We start from the raw sequence: 20,040 nt of genomic DNA on the forward strand, positions 1-20,040 counted from the left end.
GTGAACTGTGGAGAAAGTGGTATATAAGGCAGCAAGTATACACTTACGACGCTTAGGAAAAAATATTATGGCGAAAACCGCAGCCGCGTTGCACATCTTAGTGAAACAGAAGGCACAAGCCGAAAAATTATTAGTCGACTTAAAACAAGGCGCTCATTTTCAAACGCTGGCGAAAAAGTATTCGACCTGTCCTTCCGGTAAACAGGGTGGCGATCTTGGCGAGTTTCGGCGAGGACAGATGGTTCCGGCCTTTGATAAGGCGGCTTTTACCTGTCCGTTGTTAACACCGTACGGACCGATAAAAACTGCCTTTGGCTACCATATTATCAAGGTATTATGGCGTAATTAATGACTCGCAGACGAGGTGGTAGTGGCCATATCGCCAACGCTTTCCTTACCCTCGGCAATCAAATCATTATATTCGGCTTGTAGTTGCTCAACGGTAGGTCCTGGTGTCGTCTCCGGGTGCAGTAACACTAAACTTGCCGGTTGAGATAGCTGCTGATGCAATTCGTGGTTTACCGCCTCAAGGGTCAAATTAGCCAAAAATTCTTGGCGCAGCTTCTGATACTGCTCAGGAGCGATATCGACCATTCCATTTTGCTGAGAACGCAACCGTTGCATCATTAAAACGTCTGTAGGAGTACGTGCATAGGTGGCAAATAACCCCCCTAGTTCAGTCGTTTTTTTGGTAAGCAATTGGTCAAATTCACTTTGTGTTAATCCTTGATCACGTAATCGAGCGATCTCGTGTCCGACAGTTGCAAGCTGTTGAGTTAATGCATCGCCTTCGGCATCAATTTTCAAGCCACATTGCGCGCGAGAAAATAGAACTTGGCATTGTAAATCCACGGGGAGCCCTGCCTGTTTCGACTCCGTACCCGCTTGTAGGTGCCAATATAGGGCTTCACGGGTTAAATCTGATAACCAATAATGCTCAAGAGTTTGTGAGTCTTGAATAGGCAACCACATCGCATCCCAATTCATCACCAAGCGCGGTGTATGAAGAGTATTATCCACCAAATGAGTAGGTTGCGCTGAAAGGGGCGACAGCACCGGGACAGGGGTCGGTAGTTTACGTTTACCTTTCAGTACACTGAAGGTTTTAGTAATCTGCTCGATGATCGCTCGGTTTTCAACGTTGCCGACAACATAAAGTGTCATCGCATCTGGTGTGTACCACTGATCATAGTACTGAGCTAGGGGCTGCGTATTGGTTATCGCGCTAGGTTGTTCACTCGGATCATGGCTCAATAGCGCTGAATTCTGCAAACGGTAACGCCATAACGGGTCCTGCGTGTTATCCGGCCAAGTTGCCGTCGGGTCAGTGGCGTTCAATGCTGTCGCAACGGTAGATGGCGTGACTTGCATCGTACCCGCCGTTGCCGCCAACCACTCGAGTGCTGACTTGATCAGTTCAGGTCGATTGATTGGTAGGCTTAAATTGTACTGCGTGTAATGATAAGAAGTAATGACTGGGGGTAAAACACCGGACTTCGACATATCGGCATGCCAAAGCGTGCGTTGCTGTTCAGGCGTCAAAGCAAGGTTATGTACCATCGCTAGGCGAGCGATAAGATGGCTAAAGCCTTTTTGTGAAGAGCTTTCACTCAACGAACCTGTATTAACGACGAGCCGTAATTCAACACGATCTGAAGGACGCTGAGGGGTAGTCAGCACTTGCCAACCAAAACCATTACTCAACTGACCTTGTTGCCAAGCCGGATCAGGATATAAAGGTTCTGCTTTGACCGTTAGGCTGAATACTGAAAATAGCACTCCGCCAACCCAAAGCAGTGATTTAATGCCCGGCATGAAGACCTCTGAGATTAGTAGTAAAAATAGGAATAGTTAAACCTTAAGACCACATGAAACGCCAAATATTCAACGGCGAATAAAAAATGTTGTGTGTCTTTCGCCATTATCCTATTCTCAGCCACAAGGGCAAGTCTCTGGCTTCTCAATAAACATTTTTTAACGAAAAAACCTCAAAAGCGGGTAAAAAAACGCCTATTCCATTGTACGACGCTTTAGGATAGCCAACGCTCAGTAAACTCTGCTTCAGGAAGTGCTGGTGAGTAGAGGTATCCTTGGGCAATACGAATGCCACGCTCAAGCAGCCAATCGCGTTGTACTTCTGTTTCAACCCCCTCTGCGACCACGTCAACATGGATAATGTCTGATATCGCCGCAATCACCCGTACCATTTTATCGTCAACCGGAAGTTCAGAGACAAAGCTACGATCCAGTTTAATCCTGCGAACCGGCAATGAACGGAACTGATGGAGATAATGGAGATTAGAGTAACCCATCCCAAAATCGTCGAGCACCATCGATACGCCCGCTTGCTCAATAGGACGCAGTACCTTCATCACCCAAGCGGTGTTGGTAATTTGTGCTGTTTCCGTAAGCTCAAGGACTAAGGTTCCTGGCTGTATGCGGTATTCAGTGAGAAGCTGTTTTAAAAATTCCACCGTTGAACTATCGCGTAATTGTGCAGCAGAAAGATTAACACTCAGGGGTAGGTCTATCCCCTTTGCTTGCCAACTGGCGAGCATACGACAGGCTTCTTGAAAGACCCAGCGCCCGATTTCCGGCATGACCCCAATTTCTTCGGCTGTCGTAATAAAGTTTTCTGGCAGCGAATAGCGCCCATCATCGCGACAAACACGCAGTAATGCTTCGGCACCACTGATTTTCCCAGTCTTCATATCGATTTGTGGTTGAAGGAAAAGCGCATAGTGCTTCTGCTGTATCCCTTTCAAGATCTCTCTAATCTGCACTAAGCGCCGATGTGACCTTTCCGTCATTTCTTGATCAAAAAAGAGTGCTTGATTGGCGCCTTTCGTCACTGCACTTTGCATTGCGGCGACCCCGGACTCAAGTAATGACTCCGCGCTCATCTCATCAGGAGTGGTGTAGGCAATACCGATGTGCGCTTGTGCCTGTAAATACAGATTCTCTACATGAAAAGGTTCAATAAGCGCTTCAATATAGGCTTCGGCGTGGCCGATTAAGGCTAAAGGCGCTGGGGCATATTTAAAAAAGAGAATGAACTGATTATCCGCTAATTGCCCAACCAAAATATCGTCGTTGACCAGTTGGCGGATTTTTTTTGCGAACAGTCGTTTTACTTCACGTTGGTTTTCAGAACCGAGAAGACTGTCTAATGGCGCAACCCTAACGGCCATTAATGCCACATGGCTAGATTGCGAGCCCATATGTTGCTCCATTATGCCCAACAGCAACGCTTGGGTCGGCAGTTTCGTCAGCACATCATGGGTGGTCGCCTGCTCAAGCTGCTCATAGATAGTCCCGCTCATTCGCTGTCGATGATTAATTCCCCTTACTAACACGCCAATTTCATCACCGCGATGCCCCGCTGGCAGGGGGACTTCTACTTCAGACCCACAATACGGCAGGCTTTGTAGAGAACGAGCCACATGACGTAACGGATAGACCACTAAACGGTTAATAAACCAACTGATTGATATTGAGAGCACTAACGCTAACAGCAGATAAGTGACAACCATTGTTCCGATCGTTGAACGGATAAACTGATAGACACGCGTCGAGTCAGCTTCTAACACCAACGATGCCAGGGGCTTAGGCATTCCTGTATGTTCTGGCGAATAAAGCGGTAATGAAATAATCACCGGGAGATTAAAGAGACGAGTGATCACGGCTGGAACGGTATCGTAATCGGTAAAATCGACTTGTAGCGCCTGAAATCCATCAGGCAGTGTAATTTCTGCCTTACCCAAGACACCAGCCGGTTTTAGGGAGTTTAATAAGCGCTGTGCGTCTTCAATATTTCCACGCAGTACTGCATCCGACAGGGGTTGACGAATGGTATGTGCAATATTTTCCATTTGTTGTGCATATTCAATACGACGCTGCCCAACAAAATGGAATAACTGAATAATGGTAAAAATACAGACAACCACAATGACAACAGAGGAAACTGTTGCCATTTGTTTGATTGTCAGTGAGCGATGCACGCGCAATAGATAGCCATCCTTCTCAAATTACAAAAAATTTTTCGATATTGAGTATATCCCAGCCTTTTACCTTAATTGTCAGCAATTATCCATCAATCTAGTTATTTTGATTAAGTTTTTTTGAATTTTAAAATTCAAGCTTACGGGTCCTTTTACACCTGTGTCGTCTTTCTAGCAGAATATAAACTTTAGGGTGCATTGACTCCGGCGTGCTTAAACAAAGCCCTACTACTCAGATAAATGAGGAATTTTTTCATTCAAGTACTGTGGGCAGGCTATCAGAGCCGCGTAACACGAACTCATGGAATACTATCTGGACTAGGATTTATTCTGCCATCATCGATAAATATCTATATCAATACTGCGTTTATTTTAGGTAGGAAGGATATCGATGTGAAGTGCCGCTATTTGCGCCAAGCTAAGCATTTCGCGCAAAAAAAACCTGAACATAGTGTTCAGGTTTCTTAAATTTGGTCGGCGAGAGAGGATTCGAACCTCCGACCCACTGGTCCCAAACCAGTTGCGCTACCAAGCTGCGCTACTCGCCGATGGGGGCGCATATTACTGCGCTCCCCGCCTAGCGTCAACCGCTTTTTAACGATCTCGGTTGCGAGTGCCTAAAAACACAGCAGGGTCTAATGTTGCGCCGTGGCAGCCTTAATCGCCGCTTCAGCCGTTGCCCGGTCACACCAGTTATTTTTTGCGTTGATACCGCCGTTATCTGAACGATATCCTAAGCAGCCCATTAATGAATCAAAAATCTCAGTATGTTTATGCATCACACCTGCTCTTGCTTGCTGTTGTAATAGGCTAAAACGCTGTTTGTTATCGCTATCCTCCAGGTAAGGAGTAGAGGCCCAGACAATCATCGGCACGCGGAATTGCTCAGGAGGGGCCATTTCACGCGGTGTTCCATGGAAATGCATGTTGTCACTGATCGATTCACCATGATCAGCCACATAAAATACAATCGCCTTCTTATCACGCAGCTGATCATAAATTGCCTCCAAAGTATGGTCGACATATCTCACAGAGTTATCATAAGCGTTTATCAATTGTTCTTTGGAACAGAAATTGTTACTGCCAATACACTCTGGCGTGTACTTAGCAAAACTTCTTGGATAACGCTGCGAATACAAGTAGTGTGAACCCTTGGTATGTAAAATTATCAGATGCTTTCCTTTTGGAAAATTACTCAATGATTGCGCGACCTTAGGAACCAACAACATATCATCAACCGTTTTCCCTCGATTTTCAGGTTCGGAACCGATCTGTTCGCGAAATTCGATATTGTTTGCATCGGTCTTACTATAAAACCATACCTCTCCCTGCATCGCATAAAGCTCTGAGGTAAACCCGAGTTCACGTAATACTGAGAACACGTTCTCTTCTTTAAGGGTACGACCCGGATCATTTGCGGCACCGCCTTCACGCACAAACATACAACGTAACGATAATTTCGTCGCCGTATCACAGGACTGCCCTCTGAAAGCCGCTAAATTACTCTCTTTTGCTAAATTTGGGGTAGTATCACGACCATAACCAAAGATCCCCATATGATCCCAGCGCGTTGTTTCGCCAATCACAAAAACAACATAGGTATCGTCGAGACTTTTTGGTGCCGTATAGTGAAAACGTGCTGCAGGATCGATGAGGTCTTCAGAAAAGACATCTTCATTTAAGCGTGACCAAGCGAAAATACCTAATGAAGATAACCAGTTAGCGGGCAAATAGGTATGTGCGACGGTTCCGCCATAACTTGGCAAATCGCGGTTTGTTTGATGTTCTTGTACTTTATAGGCTTTATCAAGGGTACGAATTGGCAGCCACGCTAGAGCCAACGCTAAGCATAAGATTCCCCAGCTCACTGCCGCTGACTTAACCTGTCGCGATTGCACCACTAAACTCGCACGGCACTCGTTTATCCAGATCAAAAAGAGCGGCGGTACACCTAAGACGATTAGCCATAGATAAAACCATATTCCCACCACTTCGGTGGTTAAGTCCGTATCTGTGGTCGTGAGTACCGAAGCGATAATCCCATAGCCAATAATGATATTGTACATAAACATGTAATAAGCACTGGCAACGGAGACCAGCACTATTACGGAAGAGAGAATTTTGGCACACCATCTCCCCCCCAAAGACGTTAAGCGTAAAACTAAAAAAGTAGCAAAAAAAGTCGCCAGCACTTCGGCTATAACCGAACTCCAAGTCAGTAACGTCGGTTGTTGAAACGCCACTTTTATATGTCGGTAAAGTATTACACTGTTTAAAAACCACCCCACGTACATCGCGAGAAAGAGAGATACTTGAGCTTGACTCAACGTACGAACTTTTATCATTACACCCAACTTGTAAAAAATATGTCCTCTATCAGGACAAGACTGAGAGTATTAGAATAAAAATGAGTTCGAAAAAAAAGAAAAAAGCACAAAAAAATAAGAAAAAAAGCCCATTTTAAAATTATGCACAGGTCATTTTTCACATCCTGACCAAAATATCAGGTTCTCCGCCAGACTGAACTCTGGCTACTGACCATTAATTTTTAGCGTAATTTTCATATTGCCCCGTTGGCGTTAGGCGCTGTTTGCTCTATTCTACTGATCACGCGCTTGAGATATCTCATAGGCTGCAAACCGGTTTAATTCAGGAGTTGTAATCAATGGCATCAGGACTTTCACAAATGATGAAAAAAGTAGGTGGGTTAATTGCGTTACTGATGGTGATGTGTCAACTCACTGCGTGTGGCGATAAAGATGCGAACCAACGTAAGGCATTTGGTGACTTCTTGCAAAATACGGTAATGCGTAGCGGAACTCAATTACCTGCACTGAGCGAGAACCAAAAGAAATCGTTCGGTAACTACGTGGGCGACTACGCAATTCTCTATGGTTTTTCACAACAGCTTACCCGCGCGCTGAACGATGGTATCCGTCCTGTGACTGATCAACTTTCAGCTATTCACACCCCACAGGATTATTTAGCCCAACGTGATGCATTACGTCAGGCAGGTGGTGCACTCAATGTAGTCTCTCAACAAGTACAAAATGCACGCAATTTAGCGGATAGCAGCAAAAGTTCTTTAAAACTGCCGGAAGATCTACAGAAAGTGTACGAAGAGGCTTACAAGAAGACGGTTACTACCCCAGCAGATAACTTGCAGCCTATTTTACCTGAACTGCAAGCGTTAGCGCAGGCGGTACTGGACACTGCTGACTTTTTACAAGCACAAGATTCTCATCTCAGCTTCAATAATAATGCTGTCCAATTCCCAACGCAGGATCAAGTAAATCAATACAACACTTTAGTCGGTAATATTAGCAGCCATGTTAATTCTCTGACCCAAGCAAAAGGTTTACTGCAGTAATAAAGCTTTCGCCGTAGGTGGATTCTGCTCCACCTACGCTGCTCCTGCCTCATTTTTCGTGTATCCTATCTCAACGCAGAAAGGAGCCCATTATGAAAGACACCATCAAGGCTGAAATTAAACGTCTCAGCGACCAACTCGATAGCATTAACCACAAATCACAACCGCTGTTAGAAAGCGGTAATGTGGAGAAGTTAGGCGAGTTAATGAAAGAAAAATTAACGATTGAAGAAGAACTTCAACGTTTACGTGAAGCTCATACCGCAAGTTTGAGTAAAGAAGCGCAGAAACTACAGAAACTCGGTTTTCAGCGAGCAATCACTAAGAAAGAGCAAGCGGACATGGGAGCATTAAAGAAGCGTGTTCGTGGTATTATCGTTGTTCACCCAATGACTGCACTGGGCCGTGAAATGGGCTTAGAAGCCGTTACAGGCTTTGCACGCGAGAAGTTTTAAGTCATTACGCGAGGAGAAGGTCGATAACCGACTTCTCCTCATTATTTATTGTGCGCCTTTTTGATCTATTTGCTGCTGTAAATCGTCCAATAATTGATAACGTCGACGGTACTCTGCACGCTTCTTACTGGCAATATCCTCAATACTTTTTCTTGGCTGAGTCAACGGTAATAAGAAAAGTTTAGTAGACTGCTCTTCCCCACCCAAGGTCGTCCAAAATTCGTTATAACGCGCATGAATCAGCTCGCGCTTACTAAAGCGGTAACGTAACTCTTTGACGAAGATATGAGAATCATCTCCCACTGCACAGATCTGCGTAAGATTACAGGCCTTGGCAATCAACATTATCGCTTCAATTAACAAACGCTTTGGAAAAATGCCTTCACAGGCTTTCGTCGCATCACGAATAATATTCTGGTCAAGATGGCGACCTGGTCCTTGTAGACCGGCAATGATAATACTCGGTTTTCGTTGGTAATCGGCTAAGGAGAAACTGAGACTGGTAATGGCTTCTTCGCGGAAGTGAAACATAAGCGTCAGTTCACCCTCACGGTCAAATATTGCCGGCACGCAATAAATATTGATTGGTTCATCATTTTTCCCAAGCCAGCTCAATAGGGGCGTTTCACACCGTTGACCTGATAAAAATGCTGTCAGTTCGCTCTGGCCAAGTTGCTCAATACGCTGATAATGCGAAATAATCTTTTCAGCACGTTGCGAAGCTTTCAAACCACCAATCAAATAGGGCCGATGAATTTTTGCCGGCAAAATGCCGTGGGTTTCCAAAATCAGCGGTAAATTTTTCAATCGCGCCAACGAGGAAAAATAACGGTAACTCACGAAAGGCGAGCAAGCGCTACGAAAAATGAACTTATTATAAAAGCGCCCACGTTTCCAAGCCCGATGTGGCTTGTATTTACGCAACAGCAAATCAACTAATAATTGCTTATGAGTAAGGGGCTTATTCGAAGAGATCGAAGTAGACATAGGTCTCTCTAGGGCTAAATGATGTGTGTTGAGTCGATTTTATGTCTAATTGAATAAACTTGTACTAAATAAAATGCGATAAATACTAAAAATAGAAAGCCTCATACAGATCTCTCAATCTGCATGAGGCTAAACTGTGTACGACACTTATTTTGCGTTAGCAAAACGTGCTGCAGCTTCGTCCCAGTTCACAACGTTCCAGAATGCCTTGATGTAGTCAGGACGTTTGTTTTGATATTTCAAATAGTAAGCATGTTCCCATACATCTAGCCCGATAATTGGATAGCCAGATGCGCCAGAGATTTCTTCACCCATTAATGGGCTATCTTGGTTAGCCGTTGAGACGACGGCTAATTTGTCACCTTTTTTAACCAGCCACGCCCAACCTGAACCGAAGCGAGTTGCCGCCGCTTTTTCGAATTCCTCTTGGAATTTTTCAACACTACCGAAGTCTTTTTCGATAGCTGCTTTTAATTCACCTTGCAGAGTGGTACCTGTTTTCAAGCCTTTCCAGAAGAAGCTATGGTTGGCATGACCCCCTGCGTTGTTACGTAAAAACACTTTCTTATCAGCAGGAACTTGATCTAATTGAGTGATCAGCTCTTCAACAGGCAGATCAGCAAATGGCGTCCCCTCAAGGGCAGCATTAGCATTGTTTACATAAGTCTGGTGATGTTTAGTATGATGAATTTCCATCGTTTCTTTATCGAAATGTGGTTCTAACGCATCATAAGCATACGGTAGGGATGGCAGTGAATAACTCATGTTCAACCTCTCCAATTAAGTGTTTATCATACAGCGTCAATAAAGTGATACTGTTCAGACTGTTCTCTCATTATAGTTAAATAATTGATCTGGAAAAGAAGAAACAATGCCTTATTAAAGGTAAGGTTTTTATGATTCATCACATACTTCCATTATATTGGCCGACAATTGAACCATTTCACCGCAAATTGTCACCTCATACCTCTATAATCCTGTTTTTTGACTAAGCTTATCGCCGATAATACCTAAACTAACTGATTACTCTCTGAGCATGAGTATAAATGACCGCACGCGTTCCGCGACTAAAACCCACTAACGTTAAGCCGTACTCTTGAGCGATATCTACCGCACGTTGGGTCGCTGCTGACGCCGCACAGAGGATTTCAACCCCACAGCTGATGGCCTTTTGTACCATTTCATAACTTGCTCGACTGGAGATCAGTACACACCCCTCTTCTCCCCAGTCGGCGTTGGCTCGTGCCCCAAGTAATTTATCCAACGCAACGTGCCGACCAATATCTTCATACCCTGCACAGACATTTCCGTGGCAACCAACCCATGCCGCAATATGCGTGCACGCTGTCTGCTGGCCAATAGGTTGCAAATGTTTTAATTGTTCGAATGCCGAACTGAGGTGGGATAAGGAAAACCGTTGTGTAAAAGGTAAGGGCTGCCGAGGATGAGCTAACATCGCTAGCTGTTCTGTACCACAAAGACCACAGCCGGTCCGCCCTGCTAGCGACCGCCGTCGCTGTTTTAATGCCATAAAACAGCGGCTTGCTAACTCAATGTGCACCTCTACCCCGAGCGGATGAGGTGAGAGAGTGATTCCATAAATCTGTTCAGGACGCTCAATGATCCCCTCCGACAGTGAAAACCCTATCGCAAAAGCCTCCAAGTTGTGGGGTGTACACATCATGACGACATGGGAGATGCCATTGTACATTAAGGCGACCGCCACCTCTTCTGCGAGGTAATCCTCTTGATGTCTTGTTCCCTTTGGTGACCACTCAACGATGGGAAAGGTTTTCGCTGTCATGATTTTACCCTATTAAAAAAAAAGCCCGAAGACTCTCTCCGGGCTTTATCACTGTACGCCTAATGGCTATTGAAGCAGTGAAATATCGGCGACTTGTAAGAACAACTCACGTAATTTTACTAGCAGCGTGAGACGATTGACACGCACTGCCTGATCTTCCGCATTCACCATCACTTGTACAAAGAAGTTATCCACCGCTTCGCGTAATTGTGCTAACTCGATCAGTGCTTCTTGATAACGGCCCTGCTCGAAATAAGGCTGTAATTTACTGTTCAAGGCGCTGACATAGGTGGCTAATTTGATTTCAGCATTCTCTTTCAATAAAGAGGCTTGCACTGCAGTATCCACCTTAACATCTGATTTAGCGAGGATATTGGAGACTCGCTTATTCGCTGCAGCCAAGCTTTCCGCTTCAGGCAACGTACGGAAGTGAGACACTGCTTTCATCCGCGCATTAAAATCAGCAGGACGGGTTGGACGACGCGCTAATACGGCTTGAATAGTATCAACGCTATGACCCTCTTCAAGATACCAGCTTCTAAAGCGTCCTAACATGAAATCAATGACATCCACGGTTACCGCAGTATTAGTCAATTTATCGCCGTATAATCTTACTGCCTCTTCCGTCAGTGACTGAAGATCTAAGGCAAGATCCTTCTCGACAATAATCCGTAATACGCCTAAGGCCGCACGACGTAGGGCAAACGGATCTTTATCCCCTTTAGGATGTTGACCAATACCGAAGATACCGGCCAAGGTATCCATTTTGTCCGCGATAGCTAAAGCGCAAGCCACCAAACTCGAAGGCAGTGCATCCCCGGCAAAGCGCGGCTGATACTGTTCATTTAAGGCTACTGCCACATCTTCAGCTTCACCATCGTGACGTGCATAGTGCATGCCCATGATGCCTTGCGTATCCGTGAATTCGCACACCATGTTGGTCATCAAATCACATTTGGAGAGTAATCCCGCACGCGTTGCGTGATTAACATCGGCCCCAATTTGACCCGCAATCCATCCTGCTAGCGTCTGTATACGGTCAGTTTTATCCCGCAACGTCCCGAGTTGTTTTTGGAACAGAACCGTTTCGAGACGCGGAAGTTGATCTTCCAAGCGTAGCTTACGATCAGCATTAAAGAAAAACTCGGCATCGGCTAAGCGTGGACGCACGACCTTCTCGTTGCCAGAGATAATTTGTTGTGGATCGCTAGACTCAATATTGGTCACAAAAATAAAGTGCGACAAGAGATCACCCTGTTCGGAATAAACAGGGAAGTACTTCTGGTCGCCTTTCATCGTATAAACTAAGGCTTCTTTCGGAACTGCTAAGAATTTTTGCTCAAATTGCGCCGTCAGCACAATTGGCCACTCAACGAGCGAGGTCACTTCTTCCAATAAGCTGTCACTCAGATCCGCGATACCGCCTACCTGTTGTGCAGCCGCTTTAGCGTCAGTTTCGATCTTCGCTTTACGCGCGTCGTAATCTGCCATCACCTTACCGCGCTCGGCAAGGATCGCTGGGTACTCATCGGCGTGAGCAATATCGAAAGCACTCTCACCCATAAAGCGATGTCCACGAAGAGTACGCCCAGACGTAATCCCTAAAATGGTCGCCGGTAAGACGTCTGCACCCAAGAGTAAGGTCAATGTATGAACTGGACGAACAAATTGCTCGCTGCTGGCTCCCCAACGCATCAGTTTAGGGACTGGCAGTTTAGCTAAGACTTTTGCAACCATATCCGGTAATAGCGCTGCAGCAGATTCACCCGGCACTTGCGCGCGGTAAACCAACCACTCGCCTTTATCGGTCGCTAAACGCTCGGCTTGATCAACGGTGATCCCGTTACCGCGAGCCCAACCCTCTGCAGCCTTGGTCGGTTTACCTTCGCTGTCGTAGGCCGCACTGATCGCGGGGCCACGCTTCTCAACGATGCGGTCTTCTTGTTTTTCACTTAACTTAAGCACTTTTACGGCTAAACGACGCGGTGTCGCATACCACTCTACGGCTTGGTGCGAGAGTCCTGCTTGGTCAATCTCTTGCGTTAATTGATCTGCAAAGGCTTGCGCTAATTGGCGCAACGCTTTAGGTGGTAACTCTTCAGTTCCAATTTCCACCAGAAAAGTATTTTCGCTCATCCCCGTCCCTTATTTCGTTTTATTACACATTGGGAAGCCTAAGGCTTCACGAGAAGCGTAGTATGCTTCTGCAACCGCTTTTGTCAGGGTACGGATACGCAGAATATAGCGTTGACGCTCTGTTACCGAAATCGCCTTACGGGCATCTAACAAGTTAAAGCAGTGTGCCGCTTTCAAGATCCGTTCATACGCAGGGAGAGGTAACGGCGTCTCTAAAGCCAGAAGTTGTTGGGCCTCTTTTTCGTGTTGCTCAAAGCAGCTGAATAGGAAGTCAACATCGGCATATTCGAAGTTATAGGTCGATTGCTCCACCTCGTTTTGATGGAAGACGTCCCCATAGGTGGTTTTACCCAGTGGGCCATCACTCCAAACGAGATCGTAAACACTGTCAACACCTTGGATATACATCGCCAGTCGTTCTAAACCATAGGTAATTTCACCGGTTACAGGCTTACACTCAAGTCCACCCACTTGTTGGAAATAGGTAAACTGTGTGACCTCCATTCCGTTTAACCAGATTTCCCACCCTAAGCCCCAAGCGCCAAGTGTCGGGTTTTCCCAGTTATCTTCAACAAAACGAATATCATGCACCGTGGGGTCGAGACCTAATGCCGTTAACGATCCAAGGTAAAGTTCTTGGATGTTGTCCGGTGAAGGTTTGATGGCCACTTGAAATTGGTAATAGTGTTGCAAGCGGTTAGGGTTTTCACCATAGCGACCGTCAGTTGGGCGACGAGAAGGTTGCACATAGGCCGACGCCATAGGTTCTGGCCCTAACGCGCGCAGACAAGTCATTGGATGAGAGGTGCCAGCGCCTACTTCCATATCCAAAGGCTGGATAATAGTACAGCCCTGGTTCGCCCAGTAATCCTGCAGAGTCAGGATCAGTCCTTGAAAGGTTTTGGTATCAAACTTTTGCATTATGAGTTCCGCACGCGATACGCTAAAAAAAGTGGAGGCTAGTATACCCTCTGACTGTAAGATATGCAGCCGCAAATCCTTAGCAAATACGGTCGAAACTCAACAATAAGCCAACTTAGGGGCAGTTATTACGCCTTGCTGTATAAGCCGCAAAGCTTATTGCCAAAAGGATCGCGTAAATAGGCGAGATAGAGTTCACGCTCTCCCACTGTTCTGATGCCTGGAGGCGATTCAATTGCACTGCCACCCGCTTCTACACCTGCTCGATGCCACTGGTTCACCGCCTCTTCACTGGGAAGAGCCCAACCGATCGTCCCACCGTTAGCACCGCTCGCAGCCTCGCCATTGATCGGACGCGTAACCAAGAACATTTGCTGTCCTTTAATATAGTAGAGGCGACCTTTATCATCGATGCCTTGCGCGTCAGCACCAATCACCGTGAATAACGCATCATAAAATTTTTGCGATACGGCGATATCATCAGAACCTAGCATAACGTGACTGAACATTTTATCCTCTCTCTGCAAAATGGAGGCGTGTCGAAACACGCCTTTTGATGTTAACCCTTGATGGCACATCCCTGACATTTACTGTTTTGAATATTTTGGAAGAAATCATTGCCTTTATCGTCAACCAAAATGAAGGCTGGAAAATCTGTCACCTCTATCTTCCAGATCGCTTCCATGCCTAATTCAGGATAGGCGACACACTCCAATTTGGTAATACTTTGTTGGGCAAGCACTGCGGCAGGTCCGCCGATACTGCCTAAATAGAACCCACCGTGTTGATGGCACGCATCCGTCACTTGTTGGCTACGGTTTCCCTTCGCTAACATAATCATACTGCCGCCATTGGCTTGGAGCTGATCAACATACGAGTCCATGCGACCGGCAGTCGTTGGCCCTAATGAGCCGGATGCATAGCCTTCAGGGGTTTTCGCCGGCCCCGCATAATAGATCGGATGGTCTTTCACGTATTGCGGTAGCGGTTCACCGTTATCCATCAACTCTTTTAATTTTGCATGCGCAATATCACGTGCCACGATGATGGTTCCAGATAATGATAACCGCGTGGAAACCGGATATTGCGCGAGCTGTGCCAAGATGTCGCTCATGGGACGATTCAGATCGATACTGACCACATCCCCTTCACCTTGTTGACGCATCGCTTCAGGAATAAAACGACCAGAATTCGCTTCCAGCTTTTCAATCCAAATCCCTTTACGGTTAATTTTCGCTTTAATATTTCGGTCAGCGGAACAGGAGACGCCCATACCGATAGGGCAGGAAGCCCCGTGTCGTGGCAAACGAATGACACGGATATCGTGAGCAAAATATTTACCGCCAAACTGCGCACCAATCCCTAAATTCTGCGCCGCTTCTAACAGTTCCTGCTCTAATTGATGATCACGGAAGGCTTGCCCGTGCTCATTACCGGTGGCCGGTAAATTGTCGTAATAATGGGCAGAAGCGAGTTTAACGGTTTTTAGTGTGGCTTCAGCAGACGTTCCGCCAATAACAAAGGCGATATGGTAAGGCGGGCAGGCTGAGGTTCCCAAACTACGCATCTTCTCAACCAAGTAATCTTTGAGTTTTCCCGGCGATAACAACGCTTTCGTTTCTTGAAAAAGATAAGTTTTATTGGCAGAGCCGCCCCCTTTCGCCATGCAGAGAAATTTATACTCGTCTCCGTCTACACTGTATAAATCAATCTGTGCCGGAAGGTTGGTTCCCGTATTGACCTCTTTGTACATATCTAGCGGCGCATTCTGCGAGTAACGTAGGTTATCTTCGGTATAAGTGTTGTAGACACCTTGTGCGAGCGCGGCCTCATCGCCCCCACCTGTCCATACCGCCTGTCCTTTTTTCCCGACGATTATCGCGGTACCGGTATCTTGGCAGGTTGGCAGGATCCCACGGGCAGCAATTTCAGAGTTTCGCAGAAATTGTAGTGCCACATAACGATCGTTTTCGCTCGCATCGGGGTCGTCGAGGATCGCGGCGACTTGTCGTTGGTGCGAGGCCCGTAATAAAAATGAAGCATCATGAAAGGCGTGTTGGGCAAGTAGCGTAAGCGCGGCAGGATCAACCTTCAGTACCGATTGCCCTTCAAATTCAGCGACAGAAACATGGTCAGTGCTCAGTAAGTAATATTCAGTTTTATCTTCAGACAGGGGAAAGGGCTCTTGGAAAAAAAACGGTTTATTCGACATTCTTCAGCTCACTTGACTTATTATCAGGACACCCAATACCGCTCCTTATCAGTGGAGCGTTAGGGCAAACTTACCGGGAAACATTCGTGGGGTGATTATTAACATATTCATTACAAATGTCATCCCCGCTCTCGACTCACTTAAGCACACTCCTCGATAACGGATAGTGATCTTCGTCGATAAAAATAGCGATTAGTCCTAGGTAAGACTACGAAGACTCGCCTGTAATTATTCTACAAAGCGATAACCGACACCATTTTCAGTAATGATGTGTTGAGGACGTCGCGGATCCGGCTCCAGCTTTTTACGTAAATGACCAATATATACCCGTAGATATTGGCTGTCCTCCGCATTTGGGCCCCACAGCGAGGAACTAAAAAAAATATAAAATTTTGCCGGTTTTTTTATTTCACCCTAGGCTGAGTTTTGCATTCTAAAAAAATTCAACGTATAAAGTGTTGATAGCTATTTAGATGTCTAAACGTTTAGAAGGTCATATGCAACCAGAAGCAGAACAGAGTGGAACATTAAAACGCTCAATGAAAGCCCGTCATTTAGTGATGCTTTCACTGGGTGGCGTTATCGGAACTGGATTATTTTTCAACACGGGCTATATCATCTCCACCACTGGTGCAGCGGGAACGCTACTCGCCTACCTGATCGGGGCTTTAGTGGTATGGTTAGTGATGCAAAGCTTAGGAGAACTCTCCGTCGCGATGCCAGAAACTGGCGCATTTCATGTCTATGCAACTCGTTATTTAGGGCCTGCCACTGGCTATACTGTTGCTTGGCTCTATTGGCTGACATGGACAGTCGCGCTAGGATCAAGCTTTACCGCCGCTGGATTTTGTATGCAGTATTGGTTCCCTCATGTCCCTATTTGGCAGTGGTGTCTGCTTTTTTGCATTATCATTTTCGGATTAAATATTATTTCGGCCCGCTTTTTCGCAGAGGGCGAATTTTGGTTTTCACTTGTTAAAGTCATCACTATTTTAGTGTTTATTATCTTAGGTGCTGCCGCCACATTCGGAATATTACCGATGCATGATGGAACCCCTGCGCCTTTTTTACATAACATCACCGCTCAAGGCTGGTTCCCACACGGCACATTACCCATTTTGATGACCATGGTGGCAGTAAATTTTGCTTTTTCAGGTACCGAGCTGATTGGTATTGCCGCGGGAGAAACAGAAAACCCAGAAAAGGTCATCCCGGTTGCCATCCGTACCACTATTGCCCGCTTAATTATCTTTTTCTTAGGGACCGTATTTGTGTTGGCGGCACTTATTCCGATGCAACAGGCCGGGGTCGAGAAGAGTCCTTTCGTACTGGTGTTTGAGAAAATAGGGATTCCTTATGCAGCTGATATCTTTAATTTCGTTATTCTGACAGCAATTCTTTCTGCAGCGAACTCTGGGCTTTATGCCTCGGGACGGATGCTATGGTCGCTGGCAAACCAACGCACACTGCCTCGTGTGTTTGCACAGGTTAACCGACGGGGAATACCGGTTTTCGCAATCAGTATTAGCATGCTCGGCGGGATCTTAGCGCTGTTCACCAGTATCATCGCTCCTGATACTGTCTTTGTTGCGCTTTCTGCAATCTCTGGATTCGCGGTAGTTGCCGTGTGGCTAAGTATTTGTGCTTCCCACTACAGTTTCCGTCGTCGTTATTTGGCCTCAGGACAAAAAGTTGAGGCGCTGGCTTACCGTGCCCCTTGGTTCCCGATCTTGCCTATTTTGGGCTTTATTTTATGCCTTATCGCCTGTATTGGCTTAGCGTTTGACCCCAGCCAAAGAATAGCGTTATGGTGCGGGATTCCCTTTATTGCGTGTTGTTATGCGGCCTACTATTTAACTTCTGCAAAAAAATCTAAGGACGTGAAGCATGCCTCTCACTAATCCACTCAATGCGCTACTTGAACAGTCCCCCTTTATCGTACTTGATGGTGCCCTCGCGACCGAACTTGAAACGAGAGGCTGCCAGATCACCGACAGTCTCTGGTCAGCCAATGCCTTGATTAATCAACCCGACATTATTCGTCAAGTTCACCTCGATTATTTTAGGGCCGGTGCGCAGTGTGCTATTACCGCCAGTTACCAGGCTTCCTTAGCAGGGTTTGCACAACGAGGGCTGAGCGCCGAGCGCGCTGAAGCGTTAATCGCGCGTAGCGTGACGCTGGCTGTAGAAGCTCGAACGGAATTTCTTTTAGAATCCCCGGCGTCACTACGCCCACTGGTTGCCGGTTCGGTTGGGCCTTACGGAGCTTACTTAGCCGACGGTTCAGAATATCGTGGTGATTATACGTTGAGCAACAAGGCCTTTATCGATTTTCACCGCCCACGGATTACGCAGCTACTGGCCGCAGGTGCTGATTTATTGGCGTGCGAGACACTACCCTCTTTTGCTGAAATCCAAGCGTTAGGTGAGTTGCTCCTTGAATTCCCAGAGGCGACAGCATGGTTCAGTTTCACGCTAAAGGATGCGTACCACCTGAGTGATGGCACGCCGTTAGCAACTGTTGTCAATTTCTTGGCTACTCAGCCACAAGTCGTGGCTATCGGCATTAATTGTATTGCCTTAGCAGACACCACCTCGGCATTGAACCATCTGCAGGCCTTAACCGCTTTACCTTTGGTTGTCTATCCTAACTCTGGTGAGACCTACGATGCGAAGAGTAAAACATGGCATCATGGGGGAGCTCACTGCCAACAATTAAGTGATTATCTGTCCGATTGGGTAGCCGCGGGCGCCAAACTTATCGGCGGTTGCTGCCGAACATCACCCAAAGATATTCAAGCATTAGCCACGCAACAGCATGCGCTCTCTAACGAGTGATAAAGCGTTGACGCCATGGTTTTAAGATCGTGATCGCCAATAATGCGGTCACAATATCGAGGCCGATAGCCAAACTAAATACAGGAACCCATCCGTGGCTGACTTGATAGAGTAACGCTGCGAGCGGGCCACCCAGTATTGAACCCACCCCTTGTGACATATACAACCAGCCATAATTACTGGTCGCATGTTGGCTGCCAAAGGTATCGGTTAACGTAGCAGGAAAAAGAGAGAAAATTTCACCCCACCCTAAAAAAACGACACCTGAAAGTAAAATAAATAACAGCGGATCATGCCGGAATGCTAGCCATAGCGTCATCGCCCCAGCTTCGAGTATGAAGGCTACAAACATCGTATTTTCGCGGCCAATCCGGTCAGATACCCAACCAAATAATGGGCGTGTTAGACCATTGGTTAAGCGATCTAAACTCATGGCCAAAGGTAACGCAGCCATTCCCCAAATCAAGATTTGTCCCACGCCGACATCTGACGCAAAATTCGCCAGCTGTGAGGTCACCATCAGTCCCGAGGTGGACATACAGGCCATCATAAAAAATAGTAGCCAGAAGAGTGGCTGCTTGAGCATCTGTGAGGGTGTGTAGTGACGTTGAGCTGAAGAGTGGTAACTCACAACAGGGCTGGCGCTGGGAGCATCACGTAATCCCCGGCTGGCCAGCCCACCGAACGCCGCAAACCCCACTCCAAATAAGACCAATGTTGTGGTTAACCCGTAATGATTAAGCGAAAAAGAAATGGGTAAGGTCGTCATGATGGCCCCCATACCGTAACCTGCAGCGACCATGCCCGCCGCAAAGCCGCGTTGCTCGGGAAACCAGCGTACCACTTGCCCGACTATCCCGATATACACAATACCGGTGCCGATACCGCCAACAACCCCATAAAACACATATAACATCCAAAGTGAGTGGCTATAAGCTGCCCCAACCCAACTCGCGCCGGTACATAGCGTTCCGAAGCCAATTAACCGCCGTGCACCAAAGCGATCAATCAGCTTGCCCTGCAATGGTGATAAGAAAGTTTGAAAGATAATCAGTAAGGAAAAGGTCACTTGCAAAATAGGTAAGTGAACATCAAGACGCTCGAGGAGTGGCTTGGTTAACAGCGCCCAGACATACTGCGGACTGGAAATCGATGCCATGCAGAGCAGCCCTAGTGCCATCTGTTGCCATTTCTGTGCGGAGCGGATCTGTATCGGGTTAATACTTACTTCGGTTTGTACGCTCATCGGCTTTTCTCCCTAGTGTCTAGACGATAACCGAAGCAAAGGCTGTGCCACTCTCAATAGATAAAAATAA

16 protein-coding genes, 1 tRNA gene and 1 pseudogene are annotated in these 20,040 nt (G+C 46.6%); 5 read left to right on the forward strand and 13 right to left on the reverse strand.

From position 1 onward, the window contains the following. Positions 1–67 precede the first annotated feature (67 nt). Positions 68–349, forward strand: a complete 282-nt coding sequence (gene ppiC / locus HH682_RS10415) for a peptidylprolyl isomerase PpiC (protein ID WP_214237493.1) — start codon at positions 68–70, stop codon at positions 347–349. Here the strand turns inward: ppiC and HH682_RS10420 are convergent. The 4 genes from HH682_RS10420 to eptB all read right to left on the reverse strand — a co-directional run bounded on the left by HH682_RS10420 (position 346) and on the right by eptB (position 6,346). Beyond that, entirely contained in the window at positions 346–1,815 is a 1,470-nt protein-coding gene (locus HH682_RS10420) for a M16 family metallopeptidase (RefSeq protein WP_214237494.1), read from the reverse strand. The genes ppiC and HH682_RS10420 overlap by 4 nt on opposite strands. Positions 1,816–2,030: 215 nt before the next feature. Then, positions 2,031–4,007, reverse strand: a complete 1,977-nt coding sequence (locus HH682_RS10425; protein WP_214237495.1) for an EAL domain-containing protein — start codon at positions 4,005–4,007, stop codon at positions 2,031–2,033. Positions 4,008–4,472: 465 nt separating this feature from the next. Continuing rightward, a tRNA-Pro gene (locus tag HH682_RS10430) sits at positions 4,473–4,549 on the reverse strand. Between the two features lie 87 nt (positions 4,550–4,636). Continuing rightward, on the reverse strand, positions 4,637–6,346 hold the full coding sequence (gene eptB / locus HH682_RS10435; RefSeq protein WP_214237496.1) for a kdo(2)-lipid A phosphoethanolamine 7''-transferase: 1,710 nt from the start codon (positions 6,344–6,346) through the stop codon (positions 4,637–4,639). A 320-nt stretch (positions 6,347–6,666) separates the two neighbouring features. On the opposite strand from eptB, the gene HH682_RS10440 reads away from it, so the two are divergent. Beyond that, the gene (locus HH682_RS10440; protein WP_214237497.1) at positions 6,667–7,371 is read left to right on the forward strand and encodes a DUF3053 domain-containing protein; all 705 of its coding nucleotides are present in this window, start codon (positions 6,667–6,669) and stop codon (positions 7,369–7,371) included. Between the two features lie 92 nt (positions 7,372–7,463). After that, positions 7,464–7,826: a YibL family ribosome-associated protein gene (locus HH682_RS10445; RefSeq protein ID WP_214237498.1), complete on the forward strand. Its 363-nt coding sequence runs from the start codon at positions 7,464–7,466 to the stop codon at positions 7,824–7,826. A 45-nt stretch (positions 7,827–7,871) separates the two neighbouring features. Here the strand turns inward: HH682_RS10445 and HH682_RS10450 are convergent, their stop codons facing one another. The 8 genes and pseudogenes from HH682_RS10450 to HH682_RS10485 all read right to left on the reverse strand — a co-directional run. Next, on the reverse strand, positions 7,872–8,813 hold the full coding sequence (locus tag HH682_RS10450) for a VirK/YbjX family protein (protein ID WP_214237499.1): 942 nt from the start codon (positions 8,811–8,813) through the stop codon (positions 7,872–7,874). A gap of 147 nt (positions 8,814–8,960) precedes the next feature. Next, positions 8,961–9,578, reverse strand: a complete 618-nt coding sequence (sodA, locus tag HH682_RS10455) for a superoxide dismutase [Mn] (RefSeq protein WP_214237500.1) — start codon at positions 9,576–9,578, stop codon at positions 8,961–8,963. A gap of 250 nt (positions 9,579–9,828) precedes the next feature. Then, on the reverse strand, positions 9,829–10,617 hold the full coding sequence (gene fdhD / locus HH682_RS10460) for a formate dehydrogenase accessory sulfurtransferase FdhD (protein WP_214237501.1): 789 nt from the start codon (positions 10,615–10,617) through the stop codon (positions 9,829–9,831). A gap of 66 nt (positions 10,618–10,683) precedes the next feature. After that, positions 10,684–12,753 carry a glycine--tRNA ligase subunit beta gene (gene glyS, locus HH682_RS10465; protein WP_214237502.1) on the reverse strand — a complete coding sequence of 690 codons (2,070 nt, stop codon included), beginning with the start codon at positions 12,751–12,753 and terminating at the stop codon, positions 10,684–10,686. A gap of 9 nt (positions 12,754–12,762) precedes the next feature. Continuing rightward, on the reverse strand, positions 12,763–13,674 hold the full coding sequence (gene glyQ, locus HH682_RS10470) for a glycine--tRNA ligase subunit alpha (protein ID WP_214237503.1): 912 nt from the start codon (positions 13,672–13,674) through the stop codon (positions 12,763–12,765). A 128-nt stretch (positions 13,675–13,802) separates the two neighbouring features. Next, entirely contained in the window at positions 13,803–14,183 is a 381-nt protein-coding gene (locus HH682_RS10475; RefSeq protein ID WP_214237504.1) for a VOC family protein, read from the reverse strand. Between the two features lie 50 nt (positions 14,184–14,233). Continuing rightward, on the reverse strand, positions 14,234–15,886 hold the full coding sequence (fumA, locus tag HH682_RS10480) for a class I fumarate hydratase FumA (RefSeq protein ID WP_214237505.1): 1,653 nt from the start codon (positions 15,884–15,886) through the stop codon (positions 14,234–14,236). 228 nt (positions 15,887–16,114) lie between these two features. Next, positions 16,115–16,258 (reverse strand): annotated as a pseudogene (locus tag HH682_RS10485) (winged helix-turn-helix domain-containing protein); the annotation flags it as partial. Between the two features lie 125 nt (positions 16,259–16,383). On the opposite strand from HH682_RS10485, the gene mmuP reads away from it, so the two are divergent. Next, on the forward strand, positions 16,384–17,787 hold the full coding sequence (gene mmuP / locus HH682_RS10490; protein WP_214237560.1) for an S-methylmethionine permease: 1,404 nt from the start codon (positions 16,384–16,386) through the stop codon (positions 17,785–17,787). After that, positions 17,774–18,724, forward strand: a complete 951-nt coding sequence (gene mmuM, locus HH682_RS10495; RefSeq protein ID WP_214237506.1) for a homocysteine S-methyltransferase — start codon at positions 17,774–17,776, stop codon at positions 18,722–18,724. Before mmuP ends, mmuM begins: the two co-directional genes overlap by 14 nt. Here the strand turns inward: mmuM and oxlT are convergent. Beyond that, positions 18,714–19,970 (reverse strand): oxalate/formate MFS antiporter, encoded by a 1,257-nt coding sequence (gene oxlT, locus HH682_RS10500; protein WP_214237507.1) that lies wholly within the window; start codon positions 19,968–19,970, stop codon positions 18,714–18,716. The two genes, mmuM and oxlT, sit on opposite strands and share 11 nt — an antisense overlap. Positions 19,971–20,040: the final 70 nt, after the last annotated feature.

Source organism: Rosenbergiella gaditana (genome assembly GCF_018494065.1).
GTDB lineage: Bacteria > Pseudomonadota > Gammaproteobacteria > Enterobacterales > Enterobacteriaceae > Rosenbergiella > Rosenbergiella gaditana.